Genomic DNA, 21,219 nt, shown 5'->3' on the forward strand with positions numbered 1-21,219 from the left:
CCGAGAACCTGGAGTTCCTGATCACCTACACCCTGGTGGGCAGTGTGTTCGCGGGGCTGATCTTCGTCACCAGCGCGATCTCGATCCCCATGATCCTGGACCGCGAGGTCGACGCGATCTCGGCCGCGCTCACCAGCATCCGCGCCTGCCTGCAAAACCCGGGCGTGATGGCCTGGTGGGGCGCGCTGATCACGCTGCTGGTGGCGCTGGCGATGCTGCCCTGGTTCCTGGGCCTGATCGTCGTCGGCCCGGTGGTGGGGCACGCCACCTGGCACGCCTACCGCCAGGTGGTGCCCCCGCGCCGGGACCCGGCCCCCGAGCTCAGGCCTTGAGGTTCACCACCAGGCGGCCACGCACCTGGCCGGCCAGGATCTCGGGGCCGGCGGCCAAGGCATCGGCCAGCGAAATCTCTTTCGTGATAGCCGCCAGCTGTTCGCGGTGGATCGTCTTGGCGAGCGCGTCCCAGGCGGCCTCGCGCCGGGCCATGGGCGCCATCACGCTGTCGATGCCATACAGGGTGATGCCTCGCAGAATGAAGGGCGCCACGCTGGCGGGCAGGTCCATGCCCTGCGCCAGGCCGCAGGCGGCCACCGCGCCGCCGTAGCGGGTGCTGGCGCAGGCGTTGGCCAAGGTGTGGCTGCCCACCGAATCCACCACGCCGATCCAGCGCTCTTTCTGCAGCGGTTTGCCCGGCGCGCTCAGTTCGGCGCGGTCGATCACGCTGGCCGCACCCAGCGACCGGAGGTAATCGGCCTCCTGCGGCCGGCCGGTGGAGGCCACCACGGTGTGGCCAAGGCCCGCCAGCAGCGAGATCGCCACGCTGCCCACCCCGCCGCCCGCACCCGTCACCAGCACCTCGCCGCTGCCGGCGGCCACGCCCGCCTCAGCCCAGTGCTTCTGCAGCGCCTGCACGCACAGCATGGCGGTGTAGCCGGCCGTGCCGAGCGACATGGCTTCGCGCTCGCTCAGCGTCTCGGGCAAGGCCACCAGCCAGTCACCCTTGACACGCGCCATCTGCGACAGGCCGCCCCAGTGCGTTTCGCCCACGCCAAAACCGTTGAGCAGCACGCGGTCGCCCGCCTTCCATCTCGGGTGGTCGCTGTGCGTGACGGCGCCGGCGAAGTCAATGCCGGGCACCATGGGGAAGCTGCGCACCACCGGCGAACGGCCGGTGATGGCCAGGCCATCCTTGTAGTTGATGGTGGAGTAGTCCACGCGCACCGTCACGTCACCGCTGGCGGGCAACTGCGCTTCATCGAGCTGCGCGAGTTCGCATCGGTAGCCCGATTCGGGCTTGGTGATCAACAAGGCCTGGAACATGGTCTTCTCCTAAGGGTGGTGGGGCGTGGGGGCCGACTCGCGCCACAAGCGCACCGTGAGCCACCAGGCCAGCAGGGCGTCGGTCAGCGCCATCAGGCCGAGCACGAGGCGCAGCGCCTCGGGCGGGTCGGTGATCTGCACGAACAGCACGATGCAGGACGACAGCAGCTGCAGGCCGACCATGAGCCAGAACAGGCCACGGTGCGGCTGCCAGAGCCGGCGCAGGATCTCGGTCGGGGATGGCATGCCCCATTGTGCCGGCCTTGGCCCGCCGCCCGAGTCGCTCAGGTGCCCCGGGCGGCACCGGCCTCCCAGCCGCCGCCGATGGCGCGGATGAGCCGCACGGTGGCCTGCTGCTGGGCCGCCTCCACGCGCTGCGCCTGCCGCCGGTTGATCAGCTCATTGCGGCGCGCGTCGAGCAACTCGAGCTGGCTCACCAGCCCATTGCGATAGCGCGTTTCCGAGATCGCGCTGGCGCGCTGCGCGGCGCTGACCGCGCGGCCCTGGGCCAGCGACTGGTCCTGCAGCCAGCGCAGGGCGGAGAGCTGGTCCTCCACCTCGCGCAGGGCCGTGAGCACCTGGCCGCGGTAGCTCGCGGCGGCGGCGTCGAGCTGCGCCTGCGCGCCCTGCACGCCGGCTTCGCGACGCCCGCCGTCGAACAGCGGCGCCGACAGCAGCGCGCCCACGCCCCAGGCGCGCGCCGACCACTTGGACAGGTCGCCGATGTCGGGCGAGGCATAACCCGCCGCCGCCGTGAGCGAGAGGCTGGGGAACCACGCCGCCTGCGCCACGCCCACGCGGGCCTGGGCGGCCAGCAGCGCGGCCTGCGCGGCGGCCACGTCGGGCCGGCGGGTGAGCACGGTGCCGGGCACGCCCGCCGGGATCACGGGCAGCACGCGGGCACCGTCGGCCGGCGCCAGCACGAAGCCGGAAGCCGGCTCGCCCACCAGCACGGCCAGCGCGTGTTCGAGTTCGGCCCGGCTGCGGCCCAGCGCGAACCCCTCGGCTTCGGTGGCGGCGAGTTCGGTCTGGATGCGGATCACGTCCAGCTCGGCCACATCGCCGGCCTCGAAGCGGCGCTGCGTGAGGCGCAGCGTGTCCGCATAGGCGGTGGCGGTGTCCTGCACCAGGGCGCGCTCGGCATCCAGCGCGCGCAGGGCGAGGTAGGTCTGGGCCACCTCGGCCTGCACCAGCAGGCGCGTGCTCTGCAGCAGGGCTTCGCGCGACTGCGCATCCAGCGCCGCCGCATCGCGCACGCCCGCCAGGCGCCCGAACAGGTCGAGCTCGTACGACAGGTTCACGCCCGCCTGCAGCAGCGTGGCCGGCGTGGCGCCGCCCGCGGTGTTCGCGCCGGCGCCGCGCGAGGCGTCCGCCCCCACGCCGATCTGCGGCAGGCGGTCGGCCTGCGCGCCGCGCACCAGCGAGCGCGCCTGGGCCAGCCGGGCCGCGGCTTCATGGATGCCGGCGTTGCTGGCGGCGGCGCGTTCGGCCAGGTCGTCGAGCACCGGGTCGCCAAACGCCTTCCACCAGGTGCCGCGAGGCTGGGCTTCGGCGGGCTGGGCGATGGTCCAGCGCTCGTTCTGGCGCGGTTCTTCCTTGAACTGCGGCGGCGTGGGCACGGACGCCGGCAAGGGCGGCAGCGCGGTGGCGCAACCGGCCAGCACGAGCGCGGCGGTCAGCGCCAGCAGGCGATGGAGATGTTTCACGGGGTTCACCTTCTGGGTCTTCAATGGGTCAGGGGAGCGGCGGGCAGCGCGCGCGCGCTGCCGCCACCGCCGGAGGCAAAGCCCTCCAGGTGCGGCACGGTGCCGTGCAGCTTGAGCGCACGGTTGCCAGCCACGCGGCGCAGCAGCACGTAGAACACGGGCGTGAGGAACAGGCCGAACGCGGTCACGCCGATCATCCCGGCGAACACCGCCACGCCCATGGCCGAGCGCATCTCGGCACCCGCGCCAGTGGCCAGCACCAGCGGCAGCACGCCCATCACAAACGCCAGCGAGGTCATGAGGATGGGGCGCAGCCGCAGGCGGCTGGCTTCGATGGCGGCCTGCACCGGCGAGCGCCCGGCAAACTCCAGCTCGCGCGCGAACTCCACGATCAGGATCGCGTTCTTCGCCGAGAGCCCCACCAGCACGATCAGCCCGATCTGCGTGAACACGTTGTTGTCGCCACCGTCCAGCCACACACCCGTCATGGCCGCGAGCAGGCCCATGGGCACGATGAGGATGATGGACAGCGGCAGTGTCAGGCTCTCGTACTGCGCGGCCAGCACCAGGAACACCAGCAGGATCGCCAGCGGGAACACCCACAGCGCGGAGTTGCCGGCCAGGATTTCCTGGTAGGTGAGCTCCGTCCACTCGAAGCCGATGCCCTGCGGCAGCGTCTCGGCGGCGATGCGCTCGATCGCGTCCTGCGCCTGGCCGGAGGAGAAGCCGGGCGCAGGCCCGCCGTTGATGTCGGCCGAGAGGTAACCGTTGTAGCGCATGGCGCGCTCCGGGCCGAAGCTGGCGTTGACCTTCATGAGCGCCGAGAGCGGTACCATCTCGCCCGTGCTGGAGCGCACCTTGAGCAGACCCACGTCCTCGGCGCGCGCGCGGTACGGCGCGTCGGCCTGGGCGCGCACGCTGTAGGTGCGGCCGAACTGGTTGAAGTCGTTCACGTACAGGCTGCCAAGGTAGATCTGCATGGTGTCGAAGATGTCCGTCACCGGCACGCCGAGCTGGCGCGCCTTGGTGCGGTCGATGTCGGCGTAGAGCTGCGGCACGTTGACCTGCCAGCTCGTGAACATGCCGGCGAGTTCGGGCGTCTGGTAGGCCTTGGCCATGAAGGCCTTGACCGCCGCGTCCATCGCCTCATAGCCCAGCGAGGCCTTGTCTTCGAGCTGCAGCTTGAAGCCGCCGGTGGTGCCCAGGCCGGCCACCGGCGGCGGGGGGAACATCACGATGAAGGCGTCCTGGATCTCGCCGTAGGCCTGGTTGAGCTGGCCCGCGACGGCGCCACCGCTCTGGTCGGCGCGGCGGCGCTCGGCAAAGGGCTTGAGCGTGGCGAACACGATGCCGGAGTTCGAGCTGTTGGTGAAGCCGTTGATCGACAGGCCGGGGAAGGCGATCGCGTCTTCCACGTTGGGATTGCGCTTGGTGATCTCGCCCATGCGGTGGATCACGTCTTCCGTGCGGTCCAGCGTGGCGCCGTCGGGCAGCTGCGCGAAGCCGATCAGGTACTGCTTGTCCTGCGCCGGCACGAAGCCGCTGGGCACGGCTTTGAACAGGCCGAAGGTGACCGCCACGAGCGCGAGGTAGATCACCATCATCAGCGCCTTGCGCGAGATCACGCGCCGCACACCGCCGCTGTAGGCCTCCGAGCCCCTGTGGAAGAAGCGGTTGAAGCCGCGGAAGAGCCCGCCGAAGACCCGGTCCATGCCACGCGTGAGCGCGTCTTTCGGCGCGTCGTGGCCGCGCAGCAGCAGGGCCGCGAGCGCGGGCGAGAGCGTGAGCGAGTTGATGGCCGAGATCACGGTGGAGATCGCGATGGTCACCGCGAACTGCTTGTAGAACTGGCCGGTCAGGCCGCTGATGAAGGCCAGCGGCACGAACACCGCCACCAGCACCAGCGCGATCGCGATGATGGGCCCGGAGACTTCTTTCATCGCGCGGTAGGTGGCCTCGCGCGGCGACAGCCCGGACTCGATGTTGCGCTCCACGTTCTCCACCACCACGATCGCGTCGTCCACCACGATGCCGATGGCCAGCACCAGCCCGAACAGCGAGAGCGCGTTGATCGAGAAACCCAGCCCGTGCAGCACGGCGAAGGTGCCGACCACCGACACGGGCACCGCCAGCAGCGGGATGATGGACGCGCGCCAGGTCTGCAGGAACAGGATCACCACCAGCACCACCAGCGCGATGGCTTCGAGCAGGGTCGTGATCACCGACTGGATGGAGGCGCGCACGAACTGCGTGGGGTCGTAGGCGATGCGGAACTCCACACCTTCGGGCATGTTCTTCTGCAGCTCGGCCATGGTGGCGCGCACCTCGGCCGAGATGTCCAGCGCGTTGGAGCCCGGTGCCTGGAACACGCCCATGCCCACGGCAGGCTGGTTGTTGAGCAGCGAGCGCAGCGAGTAGTCGGCCGCGCCCATCTCCAGCCGCGCGATGTCGCGCAGGCGGGTGACGGCGCCGTCGCCTGCGGTCTTGACGATGATGTCGCCGAACTCCTCTTCGGTCTGCAGGCGGCCCTGCGCGTTGATGGAGAGTTGCATGTCCACGCCGGGCAGGCCGGGCGAGGCGCCGACCACGCCGGCGGCGGCCTGCACGTTCTGGCCGCGGATCGCGCCCACCACGTCGCTGGCGGAGAGGCCGCGCTGCGCGACCTTCTGCGGGTCGAGCCAGACGCGCATGGAATAGTCGCCCCCGCCGAAGATCTGCACCTGCCCCACGCCCTGGATGCGCGCGAGCCGGTCCTTGACGTTGAGCACCGCGTAGTTGCGCAGGTAGTTGATGTCGTAGCGGTCGTTGGGCGAGACCAGGTGCACCACCATCGTGATGTCGGGCGAGCTCTTGACCGTGGTCACGCCCAGGCGGCGCACTTCCTCGGGCAGGCGCGGCTCGGCCTGCGACACCCGGTTCTGCACCAGCTGCTGGGCCTTGTCGGGGTCGGTGCCGAGCTTGAAGGTCACGGTCAGCGTCATCACGCCGTCGGTCGTGGCCTGGCTGCCCATGTAGAGCATGCCTTCGACGCCGTTGATGGATTCCTCCAGCGGCGTGGCCACGGTTTCGGCGATCACCTTGGGGTTGGCACCGGGGTACTGGGCGCGCACCACCACCGATGGCGGCGCCACCTCGGGGTACTCGGAGATCGGCAGGCCGCGCAGCGCGACCAGACCGGCGATCAGGATCAGCAGCGAGAGCACGCCCGCGAAGATCGGCCGATCAATGAAGAATTTCGAGAGGTTCATGGCGTTCTTTTCACGGGCAGGGCTCAGGACTTGGCCATGGGCACAGGCTGGGGTTGCACCACGTCACCGGGGCGCACGCGCTGCAAGCCATTGACGACGATGCGCTCGCCGGGCTGCAGGCCGCTGAGCACGGTGCGCAGACCATCGACCGATGCGCCCAAGGTGACGGCGCGGTATTCCGTCTTGTCGCCCTCGCCCACCACCAGCACGTATTTCTTGTCTTGGTCGGTGCCGACGGCGCGCTCGCTCACCAGCAGGGTGCGCGCGGTCTGCGGCTGGCCCATGCGGATGCGCGCGAACTGGCCGGGCATGAGGCGGCCGTCCTTGTTGTCGAACACGGCGCGCACGCGCACGGTGCCGCTGCGCGGATCGACCTGGTTGTCGATCAGCTGCAGCTGGCCGGCGTAAGGCGTGTCGCTGGTGGCCGAGGTGCCCATCTGCACGGGGATGCGCTCGACCGCCGGGCGCGCGCCGCCGGCCACGCCCTGCAGCGCGCCGGAGACGGTTCTTTCATCGGCGTCGAAGCTGGCGTAGATCGGGCTGACCGAGACCAGGGTGGTGAGCACGGGCGCGCCGGGGCCGGCGGCGACCAGGTTGCCCACGGTCACCTCGAGCTTGCCGATGCGCCCGGCCACCGGAGCACGCACCTGGGTGTAGCCCAGGCTCAGGCGCGCGGCCTGCAGTTGTGCCTGCGCGGCCTTGAGGTTGGCCTCGGCCTCGCGCAGCGCGTTCTCGCGGTCGTCCAGCTCGCGCTGGGCGATCGCCTTGTCGTCCCACAGGCGGCGCGAGCGGGCGTGCTCGTTGCTGGCGTGGGTGACGCGGGCCTGCGCGGCCACGGCCTGGGCCTCGGCGCGCGCGAACTCGGCTTCGTAGGGTGCGGGGTCGATGGACACCAGCAGGTCGCCCTTGGCCACCAGCGCGCCCTCGCGGAAATGCGTCGCCTGCACCACGCCGGCGACGCGGGAGCGGATGTCCACCCGCTCGACCGCCTCCAGGCGGCCGGAGAACTCCTGCCAGGCGGCGACGTCGCTCTCGGCCACGGTGGCCACGGAAACCGGCATGGGCGGCGGTGCGCTCACCGGTGCGCTGGCGCGGGCGGGGCTCGCTTCCTGCACGAGCACGACGCCCGCGACGATGAGGGCCGCCAGGGCGGCGGCGGTGGGCCACCAGACGCGGCGCTTGAATGAGGACAGGTCGGACATGGTTTTTTCCTTTTTGAGGGCGAACGAAGCCGCCCCCGGTGGATCACCGGGGTGGGCATTTCAGGGGGGTGGGAAAGGGGAGCGCGGGTCCGTCAGGACGGCGGGGGCGTCGCGGCCTGGAAGAAGGCCCGGACGTGGCCGCGCACCTCGACGGCACACGGACATTCGCCGGCGGGCTGCTCGCTGAGCGAGTCGGGCCAGCCGGTGGTGGGAGGCAGGAGGCCGCTGTGCACCGCGATGCCCGCCTCGCGCAGGCGATCGGCGTAGGCCAGGGCCTCGTCGCGCATCGGGTCGTCGCCGCCGGTGAGGATCAGCGCGGGCGGCAGGCCGGCGAGCCGTTGCGCGCGGCAGGGCACGGCATAGGGATGTTCTGCGTCCATCGGGCCGCGCAGGTACTGCTGCCAGCCGTCCATCCATTTGCAACCGGTGGATTCGCCCATGGTCTGCCGCAGCGAGGGCGTGGCGCCGCACGGGTCCAGCATGGGCGCGACAAGGATCTGGCCGGCCAGCGGCGGGTGCGCGCGGTCGCGCACCATCATGGCCACCGCCGCCGCGAGGTTGCCGCCGGCCTCTTCACCCGCGACGAACAGCGGCGCGCCGCTGCCCGCCAGCCGCGTGCGCTGCTTGAACAGCCATTCCAGCGCCGCAAAGCCGGCTTCCACCGCATCGGGAAAGCGGTGCGCCGGCGCCAGCGGATAGGCCAGCGACGCCACCACCGCGCCCGAACTGGCCAGCAGCTCGGCCAGGCACGCGCCGCTGTCCACATCGCCCGAGATGAAGGCGCCGCCATGGAAGTGCAGCACGAGCGGCACCACGGCGCCGCGCGGCTTCGCGCCCCAGACGCGCAGCGCCAGCGGCGGCTGGCCGGGCACCGACAAGGTGCGCGCGGGCGGCAAGGCGGCAGAGGATGAGGCAGTTGAAACCATGGCCTGAACTATAGACACACCCTTTCTGCGGATAAAGCCATGTCGCGCCAGTTGTCTGTTTCCATTGCATGAACAATCCCGCCACAAAGCACATCAAGGACAGAGGGCATGGATCAGATCCAATCGATCAGGGTATTTGCGCGGGTGGTGGAGGCCGGCACGTTCACCAAGGCGGCCGAGTCGCTGGACCTGCCCAAGGGCACGGTGACGAAGATGGTGCAGCACCTGGAATCGAGGCTGAAGGTCAAGCTGCTCAACCGCACCACGCGGCGCGTGACCGTCACGCCCGATGGTGCGGCGTACTACGAGCGCACGGCCCGCGTGCTCAACGACCTCGACGACATCGAGGCCAGCATGACCAACGCCCAGGCCAGCCCCAGCGGGCGCCTGCGCGTGGACGTGGGGACTTCGGTGGCGCAGTACATCATCATCCCCGCCCTGGCCGACTTCTACCGCCGCTACCCCGACATCCAGCTCGACCTGGGGGTCACCGACCGCGCGGTGGACCTCATCGCCGACAACGTGGACTGCGTGATCCGCGGCGGCGAGCTGCTGGACCAGTCGCTCGTGGCGCGCCGCGTGGCCAACGTGGCGCTGATGACGGTGGCCTCGCCGGCCTATCTCAAGGCGCATGGCACGCCCACGCACCCGGAGCAGCTGGGCAGCGAGCACACGATGCTGAACTACTTTTCCGCGCGCAACGGCCGCCCCTTCATCAACGAGTTCGTGAAGGAGGGCCAGACGGTGGAGATCACGGGCCCGACGCGGCTGTCCGTCAACGAGAGCAACGCCATGATCGCGGCCGTGCTGGCCGGCCTGGGCGTGGCGCAGATGGGGGCCTTCACGGCGGTTCCGCTGATCCAGCGCGGCGAGCTGGTGCAGGTGCTCGCCGAGTGGTCCACGCCCACCATCCCGCTCTACGTGGTGTATCCGCCCAACCGCCACCTCAGCGCGAAGGTGCGGGCCTTCGTGGAGTGGGTCGCGGACCTGTTCGCCAAGTGCCCGCAGATGTCGGGCTGAACCTCAGGCGGTGGATGGGGGCGCCTTCGCGGCCTCCTGCTCCTGCAGCAGGCGCCACATCACCTTGCCGCTGCCGCTCTTGGGCAGCGCGGTGACGAACTCGACCGTGCGCGGGCACTTGTAGGCCGCCATGTTCTCGCGGCACCAGTCCAGGATGGCCTGCTCGCTGGTCTGGCCGCGCGCGGCGTCGCGCAGCACCACCACCGCCTTGACGCTCTCGCCCCGGTAGGCGTCCTGGGTCGCGATCACGCAGGCTTCGGCGATCGCCGGGTGCCGGAACATGAGCGCTTCGACCTCGGCCGGCCAGACCTTGAAGCCACTCGCATTGATCATGCGCTTGAGCCGGTCGGTGATGAAGAAGTAGCCGTCCTCGTCCACGCGGCCGAGGTCGCCTGAACGGAAGAAGCGCTTGCCCTCGAAGGTGATGAAGGCGGCCTCGGTGGCCTCGGGGCGCTTCCAGTAGCCGTCGAACACCTCGGGGCCGTGGATGATGATCTCGCCGGTCTCGCCCTGGGGCATCTCCTGCAGCGTGATCGGGTCGACCACGCGCGCGTCGGTGCCCAGGAAGGGAATGCCCAGGCATTGCTGTTTGGGGTGGTCGGGCGGGTTGTTGTGCGAGGGCGCGGCGGTCTCGGTCAGGCCATAGCCTTCCGAGTAGCGCAGGCCGAACTGGTCGAGCAGGCGCTGCGCCACGGCCTGCGGCATGGCCGCGCCGCCGCCGCCCACCAGCACCAGGCTGGAGAGGTCGTACTGGTCGAAGTTCGGGCTGGCCAGCAGATCGATGACCATGGTGGGGATGTTGGTCCAGTGGGTGCAGCGCCAGCGCGAGATGAGCCGGCCGGCGAGCTCGCGGTCCCAGCGCGGCATCACCACCATGGTCGAGCCGGTGTACACCCCCGCGTGCATGCCCGCCACCATGCCGGTGATGTGGAACATGGGCACCACCAGCAGGCCCACGTTCTCGGACGTGCTGGCCGTCCAGAGCCCGACACCGACCGCGTTGTGCATGAGGGTGCGGTGCGGGTGCATGCAGCCCTTGGGCAGGCCGGTGGTGCCGCTGGTGTAGGGCAGCACGGCCAGGTCGTCCGGGCCCCGGTTGTGCGCGGGCGCGCTGCCGCCGCAGGCCAGGGCCTCGGCCCAGTCGCTCACCGTGCCACAGGGCAAAGTGGGTGACGGATGGCGCGTGCCCAGCCACTCGGCCCAGGCCGGTGGCACCTCGGCGGCCGGCCCGAAGGCGTCGCTGTAGTGGGAGACGACCAGGTGGCGCAGCCGGTCGGCCTCGCGCACCTCGCCGTTGGCCTTGAGCAGTTCGCCGGCGAGGTCGGCCGCGGCGATGGCCACGCGGGCGTCGGGATCGATGATGTAGTGCTTGAGCTCCTCGGCCCTGTTCATGGGATTGACCGGCACCACCACCGCGTTGGCGCGCAGGATGGCGAAGTGCGCCACCACCCACTGCGGGCAGTTCTGCATGAACAGGATCACGCGCTCGCCATCCTGCACGCCCTGCTGCCGCAGGTGCGCCGCCAGGCGCTCCACCTGCGCATGCAGCTCGCGGTAGCTCAGCACCTGGTCGAAGAACACCAGGGCGGGCTTGTCCGGGTAGCGCTGGGCGCTCACGTCCAGGTTGCACCAGAGCGAGGTGGCCGGGGTGGTGATGCGGTGCGGCAGGCGCGTGGGCCAAAAGCGGTGGTGCGCGTGCGGATCGGGCGTGGACGCAGGGCGCCCGCCTTCGTTGGTGCTGCTCATCGCATGTCTCCGTGATGGGTGTTGTGGGACAAGCATACGGGCCGCCATCGCGCGCCGAAACCCGCGTTTGTCGCGCGAGAGACCGCGCATCGAGCCCGGCCCGGGCTGTCTTGCATCGGTCATCGGAGGCTGTCAGACTGCAGCCATGACTGAACCCGCTGCACAGGGCGTGCAACGCCTGACCTGGATCCGCTGGAGCTGCACCACGGCCCTGGGCCTTTCGCTGTGGTGCGCCAGCGCCGCACTTGCGTTCGACGTGCAGGGCCATCGCGGCGCGCGCGGCCTCGCACCTGAAAACACGCTGGCGGCCTTCGAGCGCGCCCTGGCCGTGGGCGTGAGCACGCTCGAACTCGACGTGGTGCTCAGCGCCGAGGGCGTGCCCTTGATCTCGCACGACATCGCCCCCAACCCCGACCTCACGCGCGACGCCGACGGCCGCTGGCTGCAGGCGCGCGGCCAGCCCTTCCACCGCCTCACGCTGGCCGAGATCGCCGCCTGGGATGTGGGCCGCATCAACCCGGCCAGCCGCTACGCGCGCGATTTCGCGGAGCAGCAGGCGCAGGACGGGCAGCGCATCCCCACCCTGGCCGCGCTGTTCGAGCGGGTGCGCCAGCTGGGCGCCCACCAGGTGCGCTTCAACATCGAACTCAAGATCCACCCGGGCCGCCCGGACGAATCCCCCCCTCCGGAGACGTTTGTGCGCGCGGTGCTGGCGGTCATCAAGGCCCATGGCATGACCTCGCGCGTGAGCCTGCAGAGTTTCGACTGGCGCATCCAGAAGGTGGCCAGCCAGCTCGCGCCGGGCATGCCGCTGTCCTACCTGTCCTCGCGCAACACGCTCAAGAGCAGCGAGTGGACGGCAGGCCTGCGGCTGGCCGACTTCGAGGACGCGCCCGGCATGGTCGCCGCCGCCGGCGGCAAGCTCTGGTCGCCCAACTTCAACGAGATCGACCAGCACCTGCTGCAGCGCGCGCGCTCGCTGGAGCTGCGCGTGATCCCCTGGACGGTGAACGAGACCCAGGACATGGCACGCCTCATCGACTGGGGCGTGGACGGCATCATCACCGACTACCCCGACCGCCTTCGCGCCGTGATGCAGGCGCGCGGCATGGCGCTGCCGCCCCAGGTGGCGGTGCGTGCGCCCAAAGCCGCCGCGCCGGTGGAAGAGCTCCTGCCCGCGCCACCGGCGCGCTTCGGCGTCGCGCCGCAGTTGCCCTGAGCCCGGGAACTCTATCGGCCCGCGCCGTATCATTCCAGGCCATGCGCCACCTGTTGCTCGCCCTCATGATCGTCCTGCTGCCGATTCGCGGCTGGATGGGCGACGCCATGGCGCTGTCGATGCTGGCCGCCCCGGCGCAGGCCGAGCACCATCAGGCTGCGCCCGGCACGGACCACGCCGCTCACGCCCAGGGCGGGCATCACGAGGACGCGGCCGCCATGGCCGACCCCGGCGCCGGCCCACAGCACGACGGTGGGGCCGGCGGGCACACGCACAAGAGCTGCGAGGTCTGCAACGGGCCGGCCATGGCGCTTTCGGTGCCTGCCGTGCCCGCGCTGTCGCTGCGGCATGGCCTGCTCGCGCTGCGGGCCGAGCGCTTCCTGAGCTCCGAGCCCCACCAGGGCATCAAGCCACCCATTTCCTGAGCCACACACCCGAGGTGCGTCCGCCGCCGCCCGATGAGGGCGGGCGACGGGCGCTGGTTTGTGTTTTCAGGAGATTTCCATGACCCTTTTCTGGCGAATGCCGCCCACCGGGCCCACCCGCGCGCGCTCCGGCCTGTTCCTGGGCTGTGCCCTGGCCCTCGCGTCGGCCCATGCCCAGCCTTTAGACGCGCTCGGCGCGGCCGACCCGGCCCGCCCCGTCACCGCACCGCCCCTGGTGCTGCCGGCCACCGGCCAGGCCGACCTGCCCGCACTGCCGACCGACATCGCGGCGGCGCGCGCGATCTGGCAACGCGCCAACCAGCGTGTGGCCGAGTTCGCGCGCGGCCATGCCGACCTGCTGCGCTGGGAGTCGGCCCAGGCCGGGCAAGCCCGCGCCGAGCCCCGGCGCGGGCCCGTGCTGGACCTCGCCCAGGCGCTGCGGCTCTCGCTGCGGCACCGGCCCGAGCTTTTCACGCACGCCGACATGAACCCGCTGGCCCAGCGCGAGGTGGCCGTGGCCTATGCGGCGCATGTGCGGGATGTCCGGCGCGCCTGGATCGACGCCGTGACCGCGCGCCAGAGCGAGCGGCTGCTCGCCGAGGTGCTGGACGCCACGCGCACCGGCAGCGAACTGGGCCGGCGCATGGTGGTGGCGGGCAACTGGAGCCAGGCCCGGCAGATGCGCGAGCAACTGATCGAGGCCACGGCCTGGCAGGCCAGCGTGAACGCGCGCAGCACCGCCCTGGCGGCGCAGGAACGGCTGGCCCGGCTGCTGGGTCTGTGGGACGCGCAGGCCGTGGCGCAACTGGGCGAGCAACTGCCCACCGCCCTGCCCGAACTGCCCGCGACCGCCCCGGCCGGCGAGGGCGTGAGCGAGGCCACGCACGAGGCGGCGGTGCTGCGCAGCCACCCCACGCTGGCCCAGGCCCGGCTGCTGGCGGGGCGCGACATCGCCCTGGTGTCGCCCGCGCGCCGCCAGGCCTGGGACGAGGCGGTGGACGCCGCGCTCGGCGCCGTCACCGGTGCGGACTCGGCCCCACCCCGCATCGACAACCTGAGCCTGCTGCGCGACCACACGCTGGAGCGCGCCGTGCAAGCGCAGGCGGCCCTGCTGCGGCAGGCCGCGCAGCGCCGATCGATGGCGCGCCTGGCCTGGACCGAGCTCCAGGTGCGCCACGCGAGCGCCCTGCATGCGCAGAACGTGGTGGCGCAGCTGCACTCGGCGTTGGAGCAGGAGACCCAGCTGCGCTACAACGGCATGCTGCAAAGCACCTGGGACCTGCTGGCCAGTGCGCGCGAGCGCATGGGCGCGATCGATGCCGCGCTGCAGGCGCGCCGAGGCTACTGGCTTGCGCAGGCCGACTGGCAGGCCCTGCTGGCGGGCGCCGACGACGCCGGCCCCGACACCCCCTCCTCTTCATCCGGCAACGGCACGGCCGCCGCCGCAGGACACTGACATGACACCTTCCCTGAACCGACGACATTTCTTTGCCGGCGCGGCCGCCACGGCGGTCGCCGCCGCCAGCGTGAGCCGGGTGGCGCTCGCCGCCCTGCCCGACGCCGTGCAGCAGACCTCGGCCGAGACCGCCGCACCCTGGACGCCGCCGGGCGTGACCGGCGCGGGCCGGCCCTACAACCCGGTGGTCACGCTCAACGGCTGGACCCTGCCCTGGCGCCTGAACAACGGCGTGAAGGAATTCCATCTGGTGGCCGAACCCGTGGTGCGCGAGGTCGCGCCGGGCTTCATGGTCAACATGTGGGGCTACAACGGCCAGAGCCCGGGGCCGACGATCGAGGTGGTGGAAGGCGACCGCGTGCGCCTGTACGTCACCAACCGCCTGCCCGAGCACACCACCATCCATTGGCACGGCCAGCGCCTGCCCAACGGGATGGACGGGGTGGGCGGCCTGAACCAGCCGGCCATCCCGGCGGGCAAGACCTTCGTCTACGAATTCACCGCCCGCCGCCCCGGCACCTTCATGTACCACCCGCACGCCGACGAGATGGTGCAGATGGCCATGGGCATGATGGGCTTCTGGGTCACGCACCCGAGGCAGAAGCATCCCCTGATCGAAGACGTGCAGCGCGACTACTGCTTCCTGCTCAACGCCTTCGACGTGGAGCCCGGCAGCATGACGCCGCAGGTCAACACCATGCTGGAGCAGAACATCTGGGCCTGGAACAGCCGCGTGTTCCCCGGCATCACGCCGCTGGTGGCCCGCCTGGGCGAGCGGGTGCGTGTGCGGGTGGGCAACCTCACCATGACCAACCACCCGATCCACATCCACGGCATCGAGTTCGAGGTGACCGGCACCGACGGCGGCGCCACACCCCGGGGCTCGCGCTGGCCCGAGGTGACGACCGACGTGGCCGTGGGCCAGATGCGGCAGATCGAGTTCGTGGCCGACGAGCCGGGCGACTGGGCCATGCACTGCCACAAGAGCCACCACACCATGGGGGCCATGGGTCACAGCGTGCCGACCATGATCGGTGCCGACCACCGGGGCCTGGTCAAGCCGCTGCAGCGCGCCGCACCCGACTACATGGTGATGGGCGAGCGCGGCATGGCCGACATGGGCGAGATGCAGATGGAGCTGCCGGCGAACACCTTCCCCATGATGACCGGCACCGGCCCCTACGGCCCGATCGAGATGGGCGGCATGTTCACCACCCTCAAGGTGCGGGCCGACCAGAAAGCCGGCGACTACAGCGACCCGGGCCCCTACGCCATGCCGCCGGGCACCCAGGCCCGACTGGTCGAGACCGGCGCGGCACCCGCGGCCACCCGGCCGACGGCCCCGGCCCAGCCCGCCGGCGCCACGGTGCGCAAACCCGCCGCCGACGCAGGCAACGCGCACCAACACCATTGAAAGGACCTTCCATGAACACGCCAATGACCAACCGCCGCCAGTTCCAGCTCAGCCTGCTCGCCCTGCCCTGGGCACTGACCCTGCCCGCCGCGCACGCGCACGGCAACTCGCACGGCCAGGCCGCTGCGGCCGTGGCCAAGGAGCAGAAGCCCTGGGGCATCGCGGGCGAACCCGGGGCCGTCACGCGCACGGTCGACATCCGCATGACCGACGACATGAAGCTCAGCCCCAGCCACCTGGAGGTGCGCGAGGGCGAGACACTGCGCCTGCGCGCCGTGAACCGAGGCAAGGTGATGCACGAGATCGTGCTGGGCACCGGCACGGAGCTGAGGGCTCACGCCGAGATGATGAAGAAGCACCCCGGCATGGAGCACGACGAACCCTACATGGCGCACGTGCCACCGGGCAAAACCGGTGACGTGGTCTGGACCTTCAACCGCCCCGGCGATTTCGAGTTCGCCTGCCTGATCGCCGGCCATTTCGAAGCCGGCATGCGGGGCACCATCCGCGTCAAGCCCAAGGCATGACATCCCTTCTTCAGGAGCACACCATGCAAAGACGACACCTGCTCAGCGCAGCGATCGGCCTGTCCCTGGCCGCCGCAGGCGCCTTCGCCCAACCCGCCTCCCCCCCTGTGCTGCAGGTCTGGAAAGACCCCAACTGCGGCTGCTGCAAAGACTGGGTCGAGCTCATGCGCGCCGATGGCTTCCAGGTCCAGGTGTTCGACACCGGCAACACGGCCATGCGCCAGCGCCTGGGCCTGCCCGCCAGGTACGGCTCGTGCCACACCGCGCTGGTCGGCGGCTACGTGGTCGAAGGCCATGTGGCCGCCAGCGAGATCCGCCGCCTGCTCGCCGAGAAACCCCAGGCGATCGGCCTGGCCGTGCCGGGCATGCCGGTGGGCAGCCCGGGCATGGACGGCCCGGTGTACGGCGATCGGCGCGATGCCTACGACGTGCTGCTGGTGCAGCGCGACGGCAGCTCGCGCGTGTTCCAGCGCCACGCGGGCACCGGCGCTGGCGGCTTCAAGCCGACCTCGGGCGAGGTCAGCGGCACGCTGCCGACCAGCGAGGCCGAGGTGCGCAAGGTCGACACCGCCGCCGGCAAGATCACGCTCCGGCACGGCGAGATCAAGAACCTGGACATGCCGCCCATGACCATGGTCTTCCAGGTCCGGGAACCGGCCCTGCTCGCCAGGGTCAAGGCCGGCGACAAGGTGCGCTTCACCGCCGACAAGCTCAACGGCGCCTACACCGTGCTGAGTCTAGAACCGGCGGACTGAGCCGGCGCGGGCGCGTGGTCCGCGGTTTGATCTGCGTCAAACCGCGGCCCCTTGCGCACGGCTGCAGCCAGATTTCCCTTCGGTTTCGGCCGCAATGGCCGATAGCCATCCCATGCGCAACAACCTGCCCGTCACCCAAAACGAATACGTGATCCCCGAAGGGGTCACGCTGGTGTCCACCACCGACCTGCAAAGCCGTATCACCTACTGCAACCCGGCCTTCGTGGCCGTGAGCGGTTTCGATCGCGAGGAACTCCTGGGACAGCCCCACAACATCGTGCGGCACCCCGACATGCCCGCCGAGGCCTTCCGGGACATGTGGGCCACCCTGGCCAGCGGCTCGCCGTGGTCGGCGCTGGTGAAGAACCGCCGCAAGAACGGCGACCATTACTGGGTGGAGGCCAACGCCACGCCGGTGCTGGAGAATGGCCAGACCGTGGGCTACATGTCGGTGCGCACCGCACCCAGCCGGGACAAAGTGCAACAGGCCGAAGCCCTCTATGCCCGCCTGCGGGCCGAAGGCCAGGACGGGCGCGCCACCCTCTCGCTGCGGCGTGGGCGCGTGGTGCGCAGCGGCTGGCTCGGGCGGCTGCAGGACCTGACCCGGCTCACCCTGGGCAAACGCATGGCGCTGTGCTCGGTGGGCATGGCGGCGGCGGGCATGCTCATGGGCCAATTCACGGCGCCCCTGGGCGCCATGGCGACCCTCGGTGCCGGCCTGGCTTTGCTGGCCGTGGCCTCGGTCGCCGCGCTGCTGCTGCGCCATCAGCTGCTCACGCCCCTGCAACAGACGGTGGCGTTCGCCAACCAGATGGCCGCCGGAGACCTTTCGGCCCGCATCCAGGGCCACGCCAATGGCGAGTTCGGCGAACTCACGAGCGCCCTGAACCAGCTCAATGTGAACCTGCAGGCCGTGGTGGCGGACGTGCGCCACGAGGTCGAGGGCGTGCAGGTGGCGTCCAGCCAGATCGCCGCCGGCAACCAGGACCTGTCCTCGCGCACCGAGTCGCAGGCCAGCAGCCTGGAGCAGACCGCCGCCTCGGTGGAAGAACTCAGCAGCACGGTGCAGCAAAGCGCGAACGCTTCGCGCGAGGCCTCGGTGCTCTCGCAGCACTCGGCCAGCGTGGCGCGCGAAGGCAACGACGCCATGGCGCGCGTGATCCACACCATGGACGACATCACCCGCTCGTCCAGCCGCATCGCCGAAATCATCGGGGTGATCGACGGCATCGCCTTCCAGACCAACATCCTGGCCCTGAACGCGGCCGTGGAAGCGGCGCGCGCAGGTGAACAGGGACGGGGATTCGCGGTGGTGGCCGGCGAGGTGCGCAGCCTGGCCCAGCGCACCATGACGGCATCCAAGGAGATCAAGGCGCTGATCGACGAGTCGACGGGGAAGGTGACCGCTGGCAGCGAGCTGGTGCACAGCACCGGCAAGACCATGACCGAGGTGGTGCAGTCGGTCGAACAGGTCAACGGCCTGATCGCCGACATCACCCACGCCACGCAGGAACAGGCCCTGGGCCTGGGCCAGATCAACCAGGCCGTGGGCCAGCTCGACGCGGTGACCCAGCAGAACTCGGCCATGGTCGAGCAACTTGCCGCCGCCGCGGGCTCCCTGCAGGCCCAGGCCCAGGTAATGAACGACGCGGTGCGCGTCTTCCGCCTGCAGCAGCGCACGGGCACCGTACGGGCCTGAGCGGCATCGGCCTCAGTTGGCGCTCAGGTCGATCTTCGCCGCCACGGCCTCGAAGGCCTTGAGCTCGCTGGCGAGCTTGGCCGAGAACTGCGCCGGCGTCACCGGCTGAGCGGCCACGTTGCCCTGCTTGGCCAGGGCGTCGCGGAATTCGGGCGTCTGGATGATCGCGTTGATGTCGGCGTTGATCTTCGCCACGATCGCGGGCGGCGTGCCCGCCGGCGCGAGCACGCCGTGCCAGGTGCCGATGGTGAAGTCGGCGATGCCGGCCTCGGCAAAGGTGGGCACGTCCTTGAGGTGAGGAAAGCGCTGGCTGGAGGTGACCGCCAGCGGGCGCAACTTGCCCGCCGTGACGAAGGCCGTGATCGAGCCCGGCGAGGGGAACGACATGTCCACCACGCCGCCCACCAGATCGGTCATGCCCGGGGCCGCGCCCTTGTAGGGCACGTGCAGCATGTCGGTGCCGGTGCGCAACTTGAAGATCTCGCCCGCCAGGTGCGGGATGCCACCCACCCCTTGCGACGCGTAGCTGAAGGACTTCTGCTTCGCGCGCAGGGCGGCAACCAGCTGGCCCACGTTCTGGTAGGGCGAGCTGGCATTCACCACCAGCACGTTGGGCACATCCACCGTGAGCGCAATCGGTGCGAACGATTTTTCAACGTCGTAGCGCAGGCCCTTGACCACGAACTTGTTGAGCGTGTGGCTGGTGGCCGTGACCAGCAGCGTGTAGCCATCGGGCTTGGCGTTGGCCACCGCCGCCGCGGCGATGGTGCCATTGGCGCCGGCGCGGTTCTCGACGATCACCGACTGCCCCCACTGCGCGGCCAGCGCCTGGCCCACGAGGCGGGCCGACTGGTCGATCGCGCCGCCGGCGGCGTAGCCAACCACCAGGGTCACGTTGCGCTGGGGAAAGTCCTGCTGCGCATGCGCAGCACCGCAGGCAAGGATCGCGGCGAATGCGCCGAAGGCGAGGGTCTTCATGGTGTCTCCGTTGGAATCGGCTGCACCACAGGCAGCGAGAAGCCATCGTAGGAAGCGCGTTTCAGGGCGTCAAAGCGAGAATGGGCGGATTCCGCCAGGAGAAAAGCGGACACGGCTCGAACATCCTGTCACCACGGGCCCGGAAGGGCGGCATGCTAATGTCGCGCCATGCCCAAGACCCTGCGATACACCCTGCTCTCCCTGCGCGAGATGCTGCTGTCTGCCGGCCCGTTCGCCATCCTCACGGTCGCCCTGCTCTGTTTCACCTACTGGTGGCTCAAGCCCAACCCGCCGGACCGCGTGGTGCTGGCCACCGGGCCCGCGCAAAGCGCCTACGAGGCCTTCGGCAAGCGCTACGCCGAGGCGCTCGCGCGCAATGGCATCACGGTCGAGCTGCTGCCCTCCGAGGGTTCCTCTGCCAACCTGGAGCTGCTGCGGACCGGCCAGGCCGACCTGGGCTTCGTGCAGGGCGGCACGGCCGACATCGGCTACGACGACGAGGACGCCATCACCTCCCTGGGCAGCCTGTTCGTGGAACCGCTCTGGCTGTTCTACCGGGAAGACGCGGCCAAGCGCCTGCGCAAGTCGCCCACGGTGAGCAAGCTCTCCGAACTCAAGGGCTGGCGCGTGAACGTGGGCACGCCGGGCAGCGGCGTGCCGCGCCTGTTCTCCACCCTGCTCGACGTGAACCGCCTCAACGCCTCCGAGATGACCCTCAGCCAGCTGGAGCAGACCCCGGCCACGGTGGCCTTTCTCAATGGCGAGCTCGATGCCGTGGTGTTCGCCTCGGCACCCGAATCGCTGATGGTGCAGATGCTGCTGCAGACGCCCGGCGTGCGTCTGCTGGATTTCGCGCAGAGCGAAGCCTATTCGCGCCGATTCGGTTACCTCACCCCGGTGGTGATGCCGCAGGGCATGGTGGATCTGGCCAACAACATCCCGCCGCGCAATGTGCGGCTGGTCGCCTCCACCACCAGCCTGCTCGCGCAGGCCAACACGCACCCGGCCATCCTCCAGCTGTTTGCGCAGACCGCCATCAGCCTGCACAGCGGCGCGAGCTGGTTCAGCCGGGCGCGCGAGTACCCCAGCCTGGAACACAGCGAGGTGCCCATCGCACCCGAAGCCCAACGCGCCATCAAGGGTGGCACGCAACCCTTCCTGCAACGCTATCTGCCGTTCTGGCTGGCCAACCTGATCGAGCGCATGTGGCTGGCCATGGGCCTGATCATCGCGCTGGCGCTGCCGCTCTCGCGCATCGTGCCGCCGCTCTACACCTTCCGCATCCGCAAGCGCGTGTTCCGCTGGTACGCCGAGCTGCGCGACGTGGAGCAGCGCAGCGAAAGCAGCAGCGAGAGCGCGCAGGACCTGCTCGAACAGCTCGACGCGATGGAGGCCAAGGTGGAGAAGGTGGTGGTGCCGCTGTCGTACACCGACGAGCTCTACGCCCTGCGCAACAACATCCACCTCGTGCGCAAGAAACTCCTGCGCAAGGCCTGAGGCCGGTCGTCGCAGGCGGGGATCAGCCCCCTCGGCGGGCAGCGACCTGCGCAGCGGCGAAGCAGCGCAGCGTGGGGGCCA

At 70.4% G+C, this 21,219-nt stretch carries 17 protein-coding genes and 2 pseudogenes; 11 read left to right on the forward strand and 8 right to left on the reverse strand.

The window, feature by feature from the left end; genetic code table 11:
* The coding region (locus tag KIT86_RS13710) for a DUF2189 domain-containing protein (protein WP_297399258.1) at positions 1–332 on the forward strand (332 nt) is incomplete at its 5' end.
* Here the strand turns inward: KIT86_RS13710 and KIT86_RS13715 are convergent.
* The 6 genes from KIT86_RS13715 to KIT86_RS13740 form a co-directional block, all read right to left on the reverse strand.
* Positions 322–1,320, reverse strand: coding sequence for an MDR family oxidoreductase (locus tag KIT86_RS13715; RefSeq protein WP_297399260.1), 999 nt, complete (start codon positions 1,318–1,320; stop codon positions 322–324). The genes KIT86_RS13710 and KIT86_RS13715 overlap by 11 nt on opposite strands.
* A 9-nt stretch (positions 1,321–1,329) precedes the next feature.
* Positions 1,330–1,566, reverse strand: coding sequence for a hypothetical protein (locus tag KIT86_RS13720; RefSeq protein WP_297399261.1), 237 nt, complete (start codon positions 1,564–1,566; stop codon positions 1,330–1,332).
* A gap of 38 nt (positions 1,567–1,604) precedes the next feature.
* Positions 1,605–3,026, reverse strand: coding sequence for an efflux transporter outer membrane subunit (locus tag KIT86_RS13725; RefSeq protein ID WP_297399263.1), 1,422 nt, complete (start codon positions 3,024–3,026; stop codon positions 1,605–1,607).
* A gap of 20 nt (positions 3,027–3,046) precedes the next feature.
* On the reverse strand, positions 3,047–6,274 hold the full coding sequence (locus KIT86_RS13730) for an efflux RND transporter permease subunit (RefSeq protein WP_297399265.1): 3,228 nt from the start codon (positions 6,272–6,274) through the stop codon (positions 3,047–3,049).
* A gap of 23 nt (positions 6,275–6,297) precedes the next feature.
* Positions 6,298–7,476 (reverse strand): efflux RND transporter periplasmic adaptor subunit, encoded by a 1,179-nt coding sequence (locus tag KIT86_RS13735; protein WP_297399267.1) that lies wholly within the window; start codon positions 7,474–7,476, stop codon positions 6,298–6,300.
* Between the two features lie 92 nt (positions 7,477–7,568).
* A complete protein-coding gene (locus KIT86_RS13740) occupies positions 7,569–8,402 on the reverse strand; it encodes an alpha/beta hydrolase (protein WP_297399269.1) in 834 nt (277 codons plus the stop codon).
* A gap of 108 nt (positions 8,403–8,510) precedes the next feature.
* Here KIT86_RS13740 and KIT86_RS13745 point away from each other — a divergent pair, with 108 nt between their 5' ends.
* Positions 8,511–9,422 (forward strand): LysR family transcriptional regulator, encoded by a 912-nt coding sequence (locus KIT86_RS13745; protein ID WP_297399271.1) that lies wholly within the window; start codon positions 8,511–8,513, stop codon positions 9,420–9,422.
* A 3-nt stretch (positions 9,423–9,425) separates the two neighbouring features.
* Here the strand turns inward: KIT86_RS13745 and KIT86_RS13750 are convergent, their stop codons facing one another.
* On the reverse strand, positions 9,426–11,168 hold the full coding sequence (locus KIT86_RS13750; RefSeq protein ID WP_297399274.1) for a long-chain fatty acid--CoA ligase: 1,743 nt from the start codon (positions 11,166–11,168) through the stop codon (positions 9,426–9,428).
* Between the two features lie 145 nt (positions 11,169–11,313).
* Between KIT86_RS13750 and KIT86_RS13755 the strand changes: the two genes are divergently transcribed.
* The 8 genes and pseudogenes from KIT86_RS13755 (at position 11,314) to KIT86_RS13790 (ending at position 18,663) form a co-directional block, all read left to right on the forward strand.
* Entirely contained in the window at positions 11,314–12,387 is a 1,074-nt protein-coding gene (locus tag KIT86_RS13755; protein WP_297399276.1) for a glycerophosphodiester phosphodiesterase, read from the forward strand.
* A gap of 41 nt (positions 12,388–12,428) precedes the next feature.
* Positions 12,429–12,812 (forward strand): hypothetical protein, encoded by a 384-nt coding sequence (locus KIT86_RS13760; RefSeq protein WP_297399278.1) that lies wholly within the window; start codon positions 12,429–12,431, stop codon positions 12,810–12,812.
* 79 nt (positions 12,813–12,891) lie between these two features.
* The gene (locus KIT86_RS13765; RefSeq protein WP_297399280.1) at positions 12,892–14,268 is read left to right on the forward strand and encodes a hypothetical protein; all 1,377 of its coding nucleotides are present in this window, start codon (positions 12,892–12,894) and stop codon (positions 14,266–14,268) included.
* A 13-nt stretch (positions 14,269–14,281) separates the two neighbouring features.
* Positions 14,282–15,682, forward strand: a complete 1,401-nt coding sequence (locus KIT86_RS13770) for a copper oxidase (RefSeq protein WP_297399307.1) — start codon at positions 14,282–14,284, stop codon at positions 15,680–15,682.
* A gap of 11 nt (positions 15,683–15,693) precedes the next feature.
* Positions 15,694–16,209, forward strand: coding sequence for a plastocyanin/azurin family copper-binding protein (locus KIT86_RS13775; protein WP_367185442.1), 516 nt, complete (start codon positions 15,694–15,696; stop codon positions 16,207–16,209).
* Positions 16,210–16,232: 23 nt separating this feature from the next.
* A pseudogene (locus tag KIT86_RS13780) lies at positions 16,233–16,679 on the forward strand (DUF411 domain-containing protein); the annotation flags it as partial.
* Positions 16,680–16,766: 87 nt separating this feature from the next.
* A pseudogene (locus KIT86_RS13785) lies at positions 16,767–16,964 on the forward strand (copper-binding protein); the annotation flags it as partial.
* Between the two features lie 112 nt (positions 16,965–17,076).
* Complete coding sequence (locus KIT86_RS13790; RefSeq protein ID WP_297399282.1) at positions 17,077–18,663, forward strand: PAS domain-containing methyl-accepting chemotaxis protein; 1,587 nt, start codon at positions 17,077–17,079, stop codon at positions 18,661–18,663.
* A gap of 12 nt (positions 18,664–18,675) precedes the next feature.
* Here KIT86_RS13790 and KIT86_RS13795 read toward each other — a convergent pair whose 3' ends face one another.
* A complete protein-coding gene (locus tag KIT86_RS13795; RefSeq protein ID WP_297399284.1) occupies positions 18,676–19,641 on the reverse strand; it encodes a tripartite tricarboxylate transporter substrate binding protein in 966 nt (321 codons plus the stop codon).
* 168 nt (positions 19,642–19,809) lie between these two features.
* Here KIT86_RS13795 and KIT86_RS13800 point away from each other — a divergent pair, with 168 nt between their 5' ends.
* Entirely contained in the window at positions 19,810–21,138 is a 1,329-nt protein-coding gene (locus KIT86_RS13800) for a TAXI family TRAP transporter solute-binding subunit (protein ID WP_297399286.1), read from the forward strand.
* Positions 21,139–21,219: the final 81 nt, after the last annotated feature.

The sequence above is a fragment of the Hydrogenophaga sp. genome, from assembly GCF_026125825.1.
Classification (GTDB): Bacteria; Pseudomonadota; Gammaproteobacteria; order Burkholderiales; family Burkholderiaceae_C; genus Hydrogenophaga.

Excerpts from the sequence above, each read along its gene's own strand:
- KIT86_RS13740 (WP_297399269.1), bottom strand. The coding sequence starts at position 8,402 with ATGGTTTCAACTGCCTCATCCTCTGCCGCCTTGCCGCCCGCGCGCACC.
- KIT86_RS13755 (WP_297399276.1), top strand. The coding sequence starts at position 11,314 with ATGACTGAACCCGCTGCACAGGGCGTGCAACGCCTGACCTGGATCCGC.
- KIT86_RS13775 (WP_367185442.1), top strand. The coding sequence starts at position 15,694 with ATGAACACGCCAATGACCAACCGCCGCCAGTTCCAGCTCAGCCTGCTC.
- KIT86_RS13735 (WP_297399267.1), bottom strand. The coding sequence starts at position 7,476 with ATGTCCGACCTGTCCTCATTCAAGCGCCGCGTCTGGTGGCCCACCGCC.
- KIT86_RS13715 (WP_297399260.1), bottom strand. The coding sequence starts at position 1,320 with ATGTTCCAGGCCTTGTTGATCACCAAGCCCGAATCGGGCTACCGATGC.
- KIT86_RS13745 (WP_297399271.1), top strand. The coding sequence starts at position 8,511 with ATGGATCAGATCCAATCGATCAGGGTATTTGCGCGGGTGGTGGAGGCC.
- KIT86_RS13760 (WP_297399278.1), top strand. The coding sequence starts at position 12,429 with ATGCGCCACCTGTTGCTCGCCCTCATGATCGTCCTGCTGCCGATTCGC.
- KIT86_RS13800 (WP_297399286.1), top strand. The coding sequence starts at position 19,810 with ATGCCCAAGACCCTGCGATACACCCTGCTCTCCCTGCGCGAGATGCTG.
- KIT86_RS13720 (WP_297399261.1), bottom strand. The coding sequence starts at position 1,566 with ATGCCATCCCCGACCGAGATCCTGCGCCGGCTCTGGCAGCCGCACCGT.
- KIT86_RS13730 (WP_297399265.1), bottom strand. The coding sequence starts at position 6,274 with ATGAACCTCTCGAAATTCTTCATTGATCGGCCGATCTTCGCGGGCGTG.
- KIT86_RS13795 (WP_297399284.1), bottom strand. The coding sequence starts at position 19,641 with ATGAAGACCCTCGCCTTCGGCGCATTCGCCGCGATCCTTGCCTGCGGT.
- KIT86_RS13790 (WP_297399282.1), top strand. The coding sequence starts at position 17,077 with ATGCGCAACAACCTGCCCGTCACCCAAAACGAATACGTGATCCCCGAA.
- KIT86_RS13750 (WP_297399274.1), bottom strand. The coding sequence starts at position 11,168 with ATGAGCAGCACCAACGAAGGCGGGCGCCCTGCGTCCACGCCCGATCCG.
- KIT86_RS13765 (WP_297399280.1), top strand. The coding sequence starts at position 12,892 with ATGACCCTTTTCTGGCGAATGCCGCCCACCGGGCCCACCCGCGCGCGC.